Source organism: Amphritea sp. GJ51-11 (assembly GCF_055808735.1).
The window spans coordinates 2,830,261-2,844,438 of record NZ_CM147881.1 but is presented as its reverse complement, the minus strand read 5'-3'; the positions used below and the strand labels follow the sequence as shown (position 1 = coordinate 2,844,438).

The 14,178-nt window shown below is 49.1% G+C and carries 15 protein-coding genes; 14 read left to right on the top strand and 1 reads right to left on the bottom strand.

Going from position 1 to position 14,178, the window contains the following annotated elements; all coding sequences use genetic code 11:
• The first annotated feature begins 110 nt into the window (after positions 1-110).
• From urtB to AC0L4K_RS12705, 13 genes are all read left to right on the top strand, one after another.
• Complete coding sequence (urtB, locus tag AC0L4K_RS12765; protein WP_473269224.1) at positions 111-1,706, top strand: urea ABC transporter permease subunit UrtB; 1,596 nt, start codon at positions 111-113, stop codon at positions 1,704-1,706.
• Complete coding sequence (gene urtC / locus AC0L4K_RS12760; RefSeq protein WP_473266480.1) at positions 1,703-2,896, top strand: urea ABC transporter permease subunit UrtC; 1,194 nt, start codon at positions 1,703-1,705, stop codon at positions 2,894-2,896. Before urtB ends, urtC begins: the two co-directional genes overlap by 4 nt.
• Positions 2,893-3,726: an urea ABC transporter ATP-binding protein UrtD gene (gene urtD / locus AC0L4K_RS12755; RefSeq protein WP_320134651.1), complete on the top strand. Its 834-nt coding sequence runs from the start codon at positions 2,893-2,895 to the stop codon at positions 3,724-3,726. Before urtC ends, urtD begins: the two co-directional genes overlap by 4 nt.
• A complete protein-coding gene (gene urtE / locus AC0L4K_RS12750) occupies positions 3,723-4,418 on the top strand; it encodes an urea ABC transporter ATP-binding subunit UrtE (protein ID WP_215953379.1) in 696 nt (231 codons plus the stop codon). The genes urtD and urtE overlap by 4 nt, the downstream gene beginning before the upstream one ends.
• Positions 4,419-5,324, top strand: coding sequence for an urease accessory protein UreD (locus AC0L4K_RS12745; protein ID WP_473266477.1), 906 nt, complete (start codon positions 4,419-4,421; stop codon positions 5,322-5,324). It begins immediately after the preceding gene.
• Between the two features lie 53 nt (positions 5,325-5,377).
• Positions 5,378-5,680, top strand: a complete 303-nt coding sequence (locus AC0L4K_RS12740; protein WP_215953378.1) for an urease subunit gamma — start codon at positions 5,378-5,380, stop codon at positions 5,678-5,680.
• Positions 5,681-5,692: 12 nt separating this feature from the next.
• Complete coding sequence (locus tag AC0L4K_RS12735) at positions 5,693-6,019, top strand: urease subunit beta (protein WP_320137152.1); 327 nt, start codon at positions 5,693-5,695, stop codon at positions 6,017-6,019.
• The gene (gene ureC, locus AC0L4K_RS12730; protein WP_473266475.1) at positions 6,016-7,722 is read left to right on the top strand and encodes an urease subunit alpha; all 1,707 of its coding nucleotides are present in this window, start codon (positions 6,016-6,018) and stop codon (positions 7,720-7,722) included. Before AC0L4K_RS12735 ends, ureC begins: the two co-directional genes overlap by 4 nt.
• Positions 7,723-7,765: 43 nt before the next feature.
• The gene (gene ureE / locus AC0L4K_RS12725; protein WP_417224078.1) at positions 7,766-8,212 is read left to right on the top strand and encodes an urease accessory protein UreE; all 447 of its coding nucleotides are present in this window, start codon (positions 7,766-7,768) and stop codon (positions 8,210-8,212) included.
• On the top strand, positions 8,190-8,870 hold the full coding sequence (locus tag AC0L4K_RS12720; RefSeq protein ID WP_417224076.1) for an urease accessory protein UreF: 681 nt from the start codon (positions 8,190-8,192) through the stop codon (positions 8,868-8,870). Before ureE ends, AC0L4K_RS12720 begins: the two co-directional genes overlap by 23 nt.
• Before the next feature lie 52 nt (positions 8,871-8,922).
• Positions 8,923-9,570 carry an urease accessory protein UreG gene (gene ureG / locus AC0L4K_RS12715; RefSeq protein WP_417224500.1) on the top strand — a complete coding sequence of 216 codons (648 nt, stop codon included), beginning with the start codon at positions 8,923-8,925 and terminating at the stop codon, positions 9,568-9,570.
• A gap of 86 nt (positions 9,571-9,656) precedes the next feature.
• The gene (locus AC0L4K_RS12710) at positions 9,657-10,247 is read left to right on the top strand and encodes a HupE/UreJ family protein (RefSeq protein ID WP_473266473.1); all 591 of its coding nucleotides are present in this window, start codon (positions 9,657-9,659) and stop codon (positions 10,245-10,247) included.
• Positions 10,248-10,439: 192 nt separating this feature from the next.
• Positions 10,440-11,996 carry a GSCFA domain-containing protein gene (locus AC0L4K_RS12705; RefSeq protein ID WP_417224072.1) on the top strand — a complete coding sequence of 519 codons (1,557 nt, stop codon included), beginning with the start codon at positions 10,440-10,442 and terminating at the stop codon, positions 11,994-11,996.
• A 79-nt stretch (positions 11,997-12,075) separates the two neighbouring features.
• Here AC0L4K_RS12705 and AC0L4K_RS12700 read toward each other — a convergent pair whose 3' ends face one another.
• Complete coding sequence (locus tag AC0L4K_RS12700; RefSeq protein ID WP_473266471.1) at positions 12,076-13,017, bottom strand: LysR family transcriptional regulator; 942 nt, start codon at positions 13,015-13,017, stop codon at positions 12,076-12,078.
• Positions 13,018-13,124: 107 nt separating this feature from the next.
• Here AC0L4K_RS12700 and AC0L4K_RS12695 point away from each other — a divergent pair, with 107 nt between their 5' ends.
• Positions 13,125-14,135, top strand: a complete 1,011-nt coding sequence (locus AC0L4K_RS12695) for an NADP-dependent oxidoreductase (protein WP_473266469.1) — start codon at positions 13,125-13,127, stop codon at positions 14,133-14,135.
• Positions 14,136-14,178 lie beyond the last annotated feature (43 nt).

Below are 14,178 nucleotides of genomic sequence, written 5' to 3'. Positions count from 1 at the left end.
CTAACAGCCTTTTTTATAAGCGCTTTTAAAGAGCAAAAGTCAGAACGGACTCAAGCGCTGTGAGTGCTTATCCGCCTTAATGTGAACGGAGAACGCCTGTGAGATATTTAATGGCTATCGGTGGCTTCTTGTTCAGCTTGCTGGTGAGTACCAGTGCGCTGGCCGAGCCGCCATCCACGGTTCAGCAGCCTCTATTGATGCAACTGACCGAGGTTAAACTGAGCAAAGCGTTACCTGTTTTGCAGCAGCTAGAAACATCAACCGGAGCCGATATGATGGTTCTGTTCAAAACGATGTTGGCCGGTAAACTTTACTATGTGAAAGAGGATCGCAGCTTGATCGTGGCCTCTAAAGAGGCGGGTGAAACGCGTTATAGCGATCTATTCTCGGCGGAACCGCGACATGATCTGAGTAAAAAACAGGTCAAGAAGATCAAGGTGAATAACAAACTACGGGGGTATCTGCGTGAATCGATTGCGCGGATGCAACTGCATCACACCGACCCCGAAGTGCGTGTCGAGGCGGTGCGTTCACTGTTTTCTGATCTTGATAAGCCGACCATTGAGTTAATTCGTACTGCTAGGCTAGATGAGCAGAGCCGTTCGGTGCAGGCGGTGATGGATGTGGCGCTGGCACTGTATCGGGTTAAACATGCCGAAGACGCCACCGAACGTTTAAAAGGTGTGAATGCGCTGCAAGGTAGTTTAGAGCCTGAAGTGCGCAATCAGTTAACACTGTTGGTGGTGAATGATCCGGCCCGTAGTGTCCGTAAAGCGGCGCAAAAAGGCTTGGATAAAATTGCTCAACAAGCTGAAATGTATGGCTTTATTAATCAGCTATTTTTTGGCCTGAGTCTCGGTTCGGTGTTGTTGCTGGCGGCGATCGGCTTGGCGATCACCTTTGGCGTCATGGGCGTGATCAATATGGCCCACGGCGAGATGATTATGCTGGGCGCCTATACCACCTATGTGGTGCAGCTGTTGTTGCCGGAGATGATTGAATATTCTCTGTGGATCTCAGTGCCGCTGGCCTTTTTAGTGTCCGGGCTTGCCGGTGTGCTGCTTGAACGCTTAGTGATTCGTCATCTGCACGGTCGTCCTTTAGAAACCCTGCTAGCTACCTTTGGTATTAGCCTAATCTTACAGCAGTTAGTGCGCACCGTGTTCTCGCCGCTGAATCGTCAGGTGGCAACGCCCGAGTGGATGAGTGGTTCTATCGAGATTAATCCATTGCTCAGCCTTACGCTCAACCGTTTATATATCATTGCCTTTGCGCTACTGGTGTTTATGTTGTTGCTGCTGGTGTTAAAGAAAACCTCGCTAGGGCTGAATGTTCGGGCGGTGTCGCAAAACCGAAATATGGCAAAAGCAATGGGGATTCGCACCGACCGAGTCGATGCGCTGACCTTCGGGCTCGGCTCGGGTATTGCGGGTATCGCTGGTGTGGCGTTAAGTCAGCTCACTAATGTGGGGCCAAACCTTGGACAGGCATACATCATCGACTCCTTTATGGTGGTGGTCTTTGGTGGAGTAGGTAATTTATGGGGCACGCTGGTGGCAGCCTTTACCCTTGGGATCGCAAACAAGTTTTTGGAACCGGTTACCGGTGCCGTACTGGCCAGCATTCTGGTGTTGGTGTTTATCATTCTGTTTATCCAGAAACGGCCTAAAGGGTTGTTTCCACAAAAAGGGAGGGCTGCAGAATGAGCACCTTGTTGCAACATGTATTCGGCAACGCCAAGGGCTTTGCCCGGCTTAACGGCGAAAGTAAGGTGGCGCCCTTTGTGGTGTTGTTGCTGGTAGTCACGGTGCTGGCATCGGCCTGTAACCTGTTGCTGCCGCAGGATTCTATCTTTTATGTTTCCACCTATACCATCACCCTGTTAGGTAAATATCTCTGTTATGCCATGTTGGCACTGGCGGTGGATGTGATTTGGGGCTTCTGCGGCATCCTCAGTTTGGGGCACGGCGCTTTCTTCGCCTTAGGCGGCTATGCCATGGGGATGTATTTGATGCGTCAGATCGGAGATCGGGGTGTTTATGGCAACCCGGAACTGCCCGACTTCATGGTGTTTCTTAGCTGGAATGAGCTGCCGTGGTTTTGGCAGGGGATGGATCAATTCTGGTTAGCGATGCTGATGGTATTGCTGGTGCCTGGATTATTAGCCTATGTGTTTGGTTGGTTGGCGTTTCGCTCTCGGGTCACCGGGGTGTATCTGTCGATCATGACCCAAGCGCTAACCTATGCGCTGTTGCTGTCTTTCTTCCGTAATGAGATGGGTTTTGGTGGCAACAATGGCTTAACCGACTTTAAAGATATTCTCGGCTTTGATCTGCAATCGGATAACACCCGAGTGACGCTGTTTATTATCACCGCGCTGATGTTATCGGGCTTGCTGGTGCTGAGCAAAAAAATCATGCAGACCCGTTTCGGTAAAGTGGTTGTGGCGATCCGTGATGGTGAAAGCCGGGCTCGGTTTATTGGCTATCGTACGGAAAATTATAAAGTCTGGTTGTTTGTCTATTCCGCCATGATTGCTGGTATCGCCGGGGCGCTCTATGTTCCTCAGGTGGGTATTATCAACCCCGGTGAGTTCTCCCCAATTAACTCAATCGAGATCGTGATTTGGGTCGCGGTTGGTGGGCGTGGCACCTTGGTTGGCGCGGTCATCGGTGCGATTTTGGTGAACTATGCCAAGACGAAATTTACCGCCATCATGCCTGATGGTTGGTTGTTTGCATTGGGGGCGATGTTTGTATTGGTTACGCTCTATCTACCCAAAGGGTTGATGGGGCTGTGGTCGCAGTTTAAAGGTGAGCAACCTGCAGCGCCGACACCCGCTAATCCGCCGAATGAAACACCGACAAGTCATAATCCAGAGGAGGGCCGCGCATGAGCTTACTCGATACCACCCGTGAAGTGATGCGCCGAGATCAGGTTTGGCCATTTTTACAGGACGATACCACCACGGTGGATATCTCCCATCAGGTGTTGCTCTATGTCGAAGGCTTAAATCTGAGCTTTGATGGCTTTAAAGCCCTGAATGACCTGAACCTGTATATCAATGATGGTGAACTGCGCTGTTTGATCGGCGCTAACGGTGCCGGTAAAACCACCCTAATGGATGTGATTACCGGCAAAACCCAGTGCGATAGCGGCACGGTGTATTTTGGTCAATCACTTAACTTGCTGGAAAAAGATGAGGCGGAGATCGCACAGCTCGGGATTGGCCGTAAGTTTCAGAAACCGACGGTGTTTGAAGCCCATACGGTGATGGACAATCTTGAGTTATCCCTGAAAAGTAATAAATCGGTGATCCCGACTCTGCTGGCGACCCTGACCGGTGAAGAGTATGACCAGATGGATCAGGTACTCGAAACGATTGGCTTGAAAGGTGAACGGATGATGTTGGCCGGCTCACTATCTCACGGTCAGAAACAGTGGCTGGAGATCGGTATGCTGCTGATGGCTAATCCGCGCTTATTGCTGGTGGATGAGCCGGTGGCGGGTATGACGGTGCAGGAAGGTGAGCGCACCGCCGAGCTGTTAACCTCCTTGGCCGGTGAGCGCACCGTGGTGGTAGTAGAACATGATATGGAGTTTGTTCGCAGTATCGCCCGCACCGTGACGGTGTTACATCAAGGCTCGGTACTGGCGGAGGGTAGTATGGATGAGATTCAGAATAATCCCGATGTTATTGAAGTGTATCTGGGAGAAGCGCCATGATCAGTATTAAGAACGTTAATCAGTTTTACGGTGGCACGCAGATACTCTGGGATCTTAACCTAGAGATTAAAGCGGGCTCGTGCACCTGCATTATGGGTCGTAACGGCGTGGGTAAAACGACCCTGTTGAAATGTCTGATGGGGTTGTTGCCAGTCAGTAGCGGTGAAATTTTATTGCAAGGTGAACCGTTGCAAAGCAAAAAAGCGGAATACCGAGCACCGGCGGGGATCGGTTATGTACCGCAAGGACGGGATATCTTTCCGCTGCTGACCGTGGAGGAAAACCTAAAGGTCGGTTTGCCAGTGCGCAAAGATGGTGCAAAAGAGATTCCGGATAAGATCTTTGAGTTGTTTCCAGTGTTGCAAGAGATGTTGCAGCGTCGCGGCGGTGATCTTTCCGGTGGTCAGCAGCAACAGTTGGCTATTGGTCGGGCACTCGTGATTGATCCCAAGGTACTTATTTTGGATGAACCCAATGAAGGGATACAACCAAATATTGTTAAACAGATCGGCGATGTTATTCTAAAACTCAATAAAGAAGAGGGCTTGACCGTGATACTTATTGAGCAAAAATTGGGCTTTGCCCGCCGCGTAGGTGAAGAGTTTCGACTCATGGAGCGGGGACGGGTGGTCGCCAGTGATCGGATGGACAACCTCAGCGAGGCGTTAATCCGTCAATATTTGGCGGTGTAGATGATGACCTTGGCACAACCAATAACCGAGATTGAAGCACCAGGCTCCGCCTCTGCTTGGAACGCCGAACTATTTCTGCAGTTTGCACGCACAGCCCGAGGCACGGTGCTACAGCGGGCTGAACATCAGGGGCCGCTCTATGTGCAGAAAGCGTTTTATCCCGAAGGGCCAGATCTGGCTCAGGTTTATCTACTCCATCCACCGGGCGGTATGGTCTCCGGTGATCGTTTACAGGTCAGGGTTGAGTGTACCGCGGACAGTCACGCACTGTTAACCACGCCGGGGGCGGGGCGGGTTTATCGGGCTAGGCCTGACCGCAGCCTGCAACACCAAACTAATACCCTCAATGTGAGTGCCGGCGGCTCGATCGAGTGGCTGCCGATGGAAACGATTCTTTATCCTGATGCCTGCACGCGACTGGATACCTATGTCAATCTGGCTGACAACGCCCACTATATTGGCTGGGAGGTCACCAGTTTAGGTATGCCCAACCGTGATCAGCTGTTTAGCACCGGTAACTTGGCGCAAACGTTGCAGATTAATCGAGGTGAACGAATTCTGTTGCGTGAGCGACTTCAGATCGACGATCATAATCGTGCCCTATTAGAGGGCCCAGCAGGGCTGCGCGGGCACCCTGTGAATGGTTTGATGGTTGCTGGGCCTTTTGAAATGGCAGGTATGCAGGCGGAAAATACCCAAATAAGTGCATTGGTGGATAAGTTACGTCAGGTTGTGAGTGGTTGTGGTGCGTTAGCGTCTGTGAGTTTGACTGGTGAGTTTATAACGGTTCGTTATTTGGGACAGCAAACCGATCAGGCGATGCAACTGTTTATTCATTGCTGGCAGGTGATCAGGCCGTTATTACTCGGGCGTGAGGCGTGTGAACCCCGTATCTGGGCAACCTGAATGCAAGAGATGTTAGTTGCGCCATCAATGAGATAGGTTAAAAAGGATAGATTATGGAACTGCTTCCAAGAGAGAAAGACAAACTGCTGGTCTTTACCGCGGCATTACTGGCCGAACGGCGTCTGAACCGGGGCTTGAAATTAAACTACCCCGAAGCGATGGCTTATCTAACCATGGAAATCATAGAAGGCGCACGGGATGGTAAAACCGTTGCCGAGTTGATGGGGTATGGCAAAACGCTACTGACCGCTGACCAGGTGATGCCCGGCGTGGTGGAGCTGATTCATGAAGTTCAAGTGGAAGCGACCTTTCCCGATGGCACCAAACTGGTGACCGTACACAACCCGATCTGCTGATAGGAGAATATGATGATTCCCGGTGAAATTCAGTCTGTTAAAGGCGATATCCAGCTTAATGAGGGGCGTAAAACGGTGTCTCTGCGGGTCGAAAACCGCGGTGACCGTCCGGTGCAGATCGGCTCTCACTATCATTTTTTTGAGGTTAACCCCGCGTTGGAGTTTGACCGCTCTAAGGCTCGAGGCTTTCGTCTTAATATTGCCTCCGGCACCGCGGTACGCTTTGAACCGGGGCAGGGACGCAATGTCGAGCTCGTCGAATATGCGGGTAGCCGCACGATCTATGGCTTTCGTGGTGAAGTGATGGGTAAGCTGGATGCCGAGGAGACAGACGTATGACCAAGATTGATCGGGCGGCTTATGCACAGATGTTTGGCCCTACCACCGGTGACCGAGTGCGACTCGGGGATACCGAACTGTGGATAGAGGTCGAGAAAGATTTCACGACCTATGGTGATGAGGTTAAGTTTGGCGGCGGTAAGGTGATTCGTGATGGGCAGGGGCAGAGCCAGTTTTGCAATGATATCTGCGTCGATCTCGTGATCACCAATGCACTGGTACTGGATCACTGGGGGATTGTGAAAGGCGATGTCGGTATCCGTGAAGGCCGTATTTTTAAAGTCGGTAAAGCGGGTAATCCAGACACTCAGGACGACGTCGATATTGTGATTGGCCCAGGCACAGAAGTGATCGCCGGAGAAGGTAGTATTCTCACCGCCGGTGGTATCGATGCCCATATCCATTTTATCTGTCCTCAACAGATCGATGAGGCATTGATGTCCGGTGTTACCACTATGCTCGGTGGCGGTACTGGCCCAGCGACCGGCACGAATGCGACTACCTGTACGCCGGGGCCGTGGAATATCGGCAAGATGTTACAGGCAACCGATTCGATGCCGATGAACTTTGGTTTTCTTGGCAAGGGTAATGGTAGTTTGCCAAAACCACTTGAAGATCAGTTGGAAGCGGGTGCCTGTGGTTTGAAGCTCCATGAAGATTGGGGTACTACGCCGGCCTCGATCGATAACTGCCTATCGGTGGCCGATAAATATGATGTTCAGGTAGCGATTCATACCGATACCCTGAACGAGTCAGGCTTTGTTGATGATACCTTGGCGGCCTTTAAAGACCGAGTTATCCACACCTATCACACTGAAGGGGCGGGCGGTGGTCATGCACCGGATATTATCCGTGCCTGCGCGTATCCCAATGTGCTACCGTCATCGACCAACCCAACTCGGCCCTTTACCCGGAATACCGTCGATGAACATCTCGATATGCTGATGGTGTGTCACCATTTGGACAGTAATATCCCCGAAGATGTGGCCTTTGCCGATTCCCGTATTCGGAAAGAAACCATCGCCGCTGAAGATCTCTTCCATGATCGCGGTGCGTTTAGCATGATCTCCTCAGACTCGCAGGCGATGGGACGCGTGGGTGAGGTCGTGACCCGTACTTGGCAAACAGCTCATAAGATGAAAACCCAGTTTGGTCTGTTGCCTGAAGATGAGGAGCGGGGCTGTGATAACTTTCGGGCACGCCGCTATATTGCTAAATACACCATTAATCCGGCGATTGCCCACGGTATTTCCCATGAAGTCGGCTCTATTGAACCGGGTAAACTGGCAGATCTGGTGCTATGGAAGCCCGCTTTCTTTGGCGTGAAACCCTCGTTGATTATTAAAGGGGGGATGATTGCCGCGGCGCCGATGGGCGACCCTAATGCATCGATTCCAACCCCTCAGCCGGTACATTACCGGCCGATGTTTGGATCCTATGGGCAGGCACCGGCTAAAATCTCAGTCACTTTTGTATCGGGTGCTGCATTGGAACGGGATATTGGTACGCAGCTGGGCTTGAATCGTCGGCTGGTGGCCTGTTGTAACACCCGCAATATCGGTAAGAAAGATATGATTCACAACAGCTGGATGCCGACCATTACCGTTGATCCGCAGACCTATGAGGTGCGGGCGGATGGTGAGTTACTCACCTGTGAACCCGCCGACGTGCTGCCGTTGGCCCAGCTATATAACCTGTTTTAATCATGAAGACCGTTTTTAAGCGAATTAGCAGTAAGGAGATCGGATGCTTGAAGTATATGAGCGTTTAGGCGATCACTGTCATGGTGTGGTGTATACCACTGTGATATTGAATCAAGAACAACGTGATCGTGGTCGGCTGAAGTTGACCGGTGAGAATGGCGAAGAGATTCGGTTGTTTTTGGAACGGGGCAAGCCGTTACAGGTGGGCGAATATTTAAAAACCCGCTGCGGTAAATATATTCAGGTGGAAGGCGCAGTCGAAGCGGTCACCTATGCGGAGTGTGACGATTGGCATACCTTCGCTCGGGCCTGTTATCACTTAGGTAACCGCCATGTGAAACTGCAGGTGGGCGATCGCTGGTTAAAGATGCAGCCCGATCATGTATTGGAAGAGATGCTGGTGTTGTTGGGACTTAAATTGACCCATCAACAAGCGGTATTTGTACCCGAATCGGGAGCCTATAGTCATGGCGGCCATCACCACCACTGATACCTCGTTGTTACGGCTGATGCAGCTAAGCAGTGTCAGCCTGCCGGTGGGTGGCTATGCTTTTTCACAAGGGCTGGAATTCGCCATTGAACGTGGTTGGATTCGCAATGCTGTGCAGGTGTCTGAATGGTTAGAACAGCAGTTGCTTTATTCGGTGGCACAAACCGATCTGCCGCTGTTACAACGGGCGATGCTGGCGACTGAACAGCAAGATTATCAACGCTTGCAATGGTGTAATGATCTAGCTTTGGCATGTCGTGAAACCCGTGAACTGCGGTTGACCGATAGCGCGATGGGTGAGGCGATGAACCGCTTACTCGTTAGTCTCGGTCAGCCCCAGCCACTCCCCACCGCAGAAGATGTCAGCTTTGTCGTGCTGTTTGGTGTGGCGGCGCAAAATTGGCAGATTGATTATCCAACCACCGCCTTAGGATTTCTTTGGTCATGGTTGGAAAATCAGGTGGCGGCGGCCACTAAGCTAGTGCCACTCGGTCAGACACAGGCGCAGCAGTTATTAGTTGAGTTACAACCGCTGTTACCTCAAGCGGTGAGTCAGGCGGCGTTGATCGCCGATGATGGTATAGGTAATGGGCTACAGGCATTGGCGATTGCCAGTGCAGGCCATGAGACACAGTATTCAAGATTATTTCGTTCCTGATCGAAACACAGGGCGAGTGGTGATATTCAGGAGAGTGACAGTGAGCACACAGATAGCGACACCAAAACAAACTTTGCGGGTGGGGGTTGGCGGCCCAGTCGGTTCGGGCAAAACCGCATTGTTACGTTCACTCTGTTCGGCGATGCGTGAGCATTATGATATCGCCGTGGTGACCAACGATATTTATACTCAGGAAGATGCTAAGTTTTTGACCGAACATGAAGCGCTCGATGCGGACCGGATTATCGGTGTTGAAACCGGTGGTTGTCCACATACGGCGATTAGAGAAGATGCCTCAATGAACCTTGCGGCGATTGACCAGCTGATCGCACGCCATGGTGAACTCGATGTGGTGTTTGTTGAGAGCGGTGGGGATAATCTCAGCGCAACCTTTAGCCCAGAACTGTCGGATTTAACGATCTACGTTATTGATGTGTCTGCCGGTGATAAGATTCCCCGTAAAGGTGGCCCGGGTATTACTCGTTCAGATCTGCTGATTATCAACAAAACAGATCTAGCACCGCTGGTAGGTGCGTCACTAGAGGTAATGGATGTGGATGCGAAACGGATGCGCGGTGAGCGTCCCTTTGTGTTCTCCAATCTTAAAAAAGCTGAAGGGTTGCAACAAATCATAGAGTTTATCGTCTCTGAAGGGATGCTGGATTTGAAGCCTTTACCACCGGTTAAGGCCGTTGTTTGATTGCATTAGAAATGTTTAATTATTGTTAGAAAACTTGGTTGTTATAAACCAGTTTGATTGTTACTAAAAAGTTTAAGGATCACATCATGAATAAACGCAATCAGTTATGTCTGTTAACCTTAGCTGCGGGTCTAGTACCGCTGTCAGCAATGGCGCATACCGGCCATGAAGTGTCTGGTTTTGTACAGGGGATGCTGCACCCCTTGTCTGGCGCTGATCATCTGTTGGTGATGTTAGCGGTTGGATTATTGGCGGCGGGTCGCACTCGTCTGAGCCACAACCGTGCCGGTATGGCGATAGCCGGCGCATTTCTGTTAACAATGGTGGGTGGAACCTTGCTGGGACTGGCCGGCGTTGCGGTGCCGTTAGTCGAGCAGGGAATTTTAGTCTCTGTGATAGCAGGTGGTATTCTGTTAAGCCTTGCTGTGCGTCTTTCATTAACCACCGGCATTTCCGTCGCGGCAGGCTTTGCGCTGTTTCATGGATTGGCACATGGTGCGGAATTGCCGTTGGCTGCCAGCCCATTCGCTTATATTGCCGGCTTCCTTATCAGCACCTCCGCATTGTTATTTGTGGGCACTCGTTTAGGGCAACTGGCTGATCACTACCGTATGGGAATGTTGACCCGGCTAGCGGGTATCGGCATGGCGACCTTTGGTGTGTTAGCGGCACTGTGATTAGTGGATAAACTCCCCGCGCCTAGCGGGGAGTTTTTTACTGTAAGATGCATGCATCTTTAATGATAAGCAGGGTTGGTCATGCCATTTGAACGTTGGTGAGTCGATTCGGTTTTTAGGACATTGAGTCTAATGCCTGTTAATATCCATCAGGTTTTTGAAATTTATTACGTTTATAGATCTAGGTAAAAAATGGCGATTGAAATCATCTCTGGTGAAACGGCATGGTTAAGGAATAACCAGCGTAACAAAACTCAACGTTGGCCTACTAGGCGAGATCCAGACCGTATTTATCCTATAGCGACACCCGTCGCAAAGACTAGCTTTAATATTAATCTGGATGAAAAAGTGTTTTGTATCGGCTCATGTTTTGCTAACGAAATAAGCCAAGCATTGCATCGACTTAATTATGATGTATTGTCGATATTTCATGATCTGCCAACACCATCTGACCGTCAGCTTAATACTGATTCAGTATTCCATAAATATAATGTTGCTTCTATCTACAATGAGCTAGCCTGGGCGTTAGATTCATCGAAGCCTTACAGCCATGATCAGGCATTAATTCATGCAGGTAAGGATAATATTCAGGATTATCAGTTAACAGGAAAGCAGCGTAGCTATAGTGAAGAGTTTGCCAAAACTTTTCGTAATTCTTTTAATTCAGCTTTTGCAAAAGTTAAGGATGCTGATGTTGTTATATTAACGTTGGGTGTCAGTGAAGTCTGGTACGATAATGAAACCGGACTGTATTTGAATGTTGCTGTCCCCCACAGTCTAATAAAAAGTTATCCAGGACGTTTCGAGCTCCATGTGTTTGATTACGAAACGACATCGTTTTTTTTGACGGCAATTTATGACCTGCTTAAAGCTAATTTGAACTCAGGTTTTAGGTTGTTAGTGACTGTTTCACCTATACCATTGACTTATACTTTTCGAGAGCAGGATGTTTTTATATCGAATAGTTATTCAAAAGCGGTATTACGTGTTGCTGTTGAAGAGCTCGTTAGTGAACATAATAATATTAATTATTTTCCAAGTTATGAATTTGTTACTCTGAGTAACCCTTCATCCGTTTGGCGTAGTGATGATTTTCGCCATGTAGACTCTAGCTTTGTTGATTACATTATGGGTAATGTAATGGCTCAGTTTACAGAGGATTCAGATGCGGTGAGAGGAAATAATTTATTGTTAAAAGTGAAGTCTTTGTATTATGGAGGCTTTGTTAAAGAGGCGAAGGTATTATTACGATCTCTAAGAAACAACGATAGTGTTAGTTCTAAAGAAATGCTTATGCTTTGGCTCGCGATGCAAACGGGGCTTAGTGGGAAAGTTAAAGTATTTTTACTAAAATTATCTACATATTTTAAGACATATAGCCACCTGAGTATCGTTCAACATATTTATTCTGTTCCGGACTTTTTCAAAAAAATAGCTAGGGATGCGTTTGTTGGGCATGTTGATCAATGGGATGGTCAGTGTTTGAGTGGTTGGGCATGTAACCAAAAAAGCTCTAAACCTATAAAAGTTAAGGTTTTATTGGGGAGTGACGTGATCACAACGGCGACGGCAGAGGTTGCCCGTCCAGATGTTGCTCGACATTTGGGTGTTAAAAGTGCGCAGCTAGGTTTTAAAATCCCATTAGACTTAAGCAAAGTTGAAGGTCAACTTGTGCGTGTTGTTTTTGCTGAGACCGGAGAAGATTTGAATTTAAGCCCTATTTATATTGATGCCAAGGCTAACGACTAAGGGTTTTGCTACGTTTGGAATTAAATTCTAAACTATTTTTTATTTTGGCTGACTGTGCCTGTTTTACTGCGTTATCGTTTTACGAGACTCTAAAGCCGACATTGAGCGCTTCTAAAGTGTGGGTTAACTCTTCAAAAACTAGATTTCTTAACCACATATGCGCTGGATCTTTGATGTAGCGCTCATGCCAGATAATCGAATAGGTAAAGCCTTTTTGTGGCATCGGAAAGGGCAGAATTTTTAACTGATATTGTTTGGCGAAGCTGCTCGCTAAGCCGTAGGGCACGGTGAGAATCATGTCACTTTGTGAAATGATGGCCAGCGCCGCAACAAAGTGCGGCACGCGCAGGGCGATACGTCGTTTTAGCCCACGTTCCTCCAATAGATAATCGATAGCGCCTTTGCGTGCTCCGCCCATGGTGATTAAAGCATGGGGATAGTTAGCGTAGTGTTCTAAATCCAGTGGTTGTTCAGCGGCGGGATGGTTGTCTCGCACCACACAGACAAACCGATCACTTCCCACACCACGGCCATGAATCGCGGCTGGGGCATCTTCCACCGTGCAGGTGGCCAGATCAATATCATGTTGATCCAGTTCCTGTAAGAGGCTCTCTTGCCAGGGCACAATTTCTAAATTGACCCCCGGTGCTTCAGTGCGCAACCGTTTTATGACCGGTGGTAAAAGTACCTGTGCGCCGTAATCGGTGGTGGCTAATCTGAAGTTTTTGGTTGCGCTTTCAGGTGTGAAAACGGCAGGGCTGATTAGGTGACTTAAGTCTTGTAACGATTGGCGTAACTGCAATGCGAGCATCTCTGCGCGAGGTGTTGGGATTAAGCCTTTTGGAGTGCGGGTAAATAACGGGTCGTTAAAGAGTGTTCGCAGCCGCGCTAGGTTGCGGCTGATAGCGGGTTGGGTCAGGTTTAATCGGCCTGCCGCTCGAGTGACACTGCGTTCTTCAAGGAGCACTTGAAAAACAGGCAGAAGGTTGAGGTCGGTAGTCGTTAGGTTGTTTATGTTCATTCATGATTTCTATTTATGTTAGATATTTACCCAATGCATTGGATGCATGTAGAGAGGAAGCATAGACTAATCAACATTATCAGACAATGTTCTACGTAAGGTGCCGCATGTATATTGAATCTAATCGTGAAATCCAACTTGTTCGTCGTCCTGTCGGTATGCCGACTAAGGATGATTTTCAGCTCGTTAGCCACCCGGTACCTGAGTTAAAAGAGGGCGAAGTGTTGGTTAAGAATCTATGGCTGTCGGTGGATCCTTATATGCGGGGTCGGATGATGGAGCGTGCAAGTTATATCGAACCTTTCGCTCTGAATGCCGCACTTGGTGGTGGTGCGGTAGGTGAAATTGTTGAATCTCGTAACGCTGATTTTACCGTGGGCCGTAAGGTGTCCAGTATGAATGGCTGGCGGGAATATTTTACCTCCGCTGGTGATGATATTCAGTTGTTACCGCAAACTGAGATTGCCGATCAAGCTTTTCTAAGTGTGCTGGGGATGACGGGTATGACGGCATTTACTGGATTGACTAAGATTGCCGAACTCAAGGCAGGAGACCGAGTCTTTGTTTCAGCGGCGTCTGGTGCTGTTGGTGCGATGGTGTGTCAGATCGCTAAACTGAAGGGTTGCTACGTGGCTGGCAGTGTAGGTTCTGAGGCTAAAGCCCGTTATCTGCTAGATGAACTGAATGTCGATGCGGTGGTTAACTATAAAACCACTGACGATCTGCAGGACAGCATTGCCAAGGCTTGCCCTGAAGGCATTGATGTCTATTTTGAGAATGTCGGCGGTGCTCACCTAGAAGCAGTATTAAACCTGATGAATGATCATGGGCGTATCGCTGTTTGCGGCATGATCGATCAGTACAACGCCACCACGCCACAGGCTGGGCCAGCGAATTTATCCCAATTGATTATTAAGAAACTCAAAGTTCAGGGCTTTATCGTGTTTGAGCATTGGGATGGGTATCCCGCGTTTGTTGAGCAGATGACTCAGTGGATCGAAGCGGGAAAAATCACTTGGAAAGAAACGGTTTATAACGGTATTGAACAAGCGCCCGATGCCTTTATTGGCCTATTTAAGGGTGAGAATACCGGCAAGATGTTGGTGAAACTGGCTTAGGCAGTCTGTGGTTCAGTTGAGCATTCGATGATTAATTAAAGTG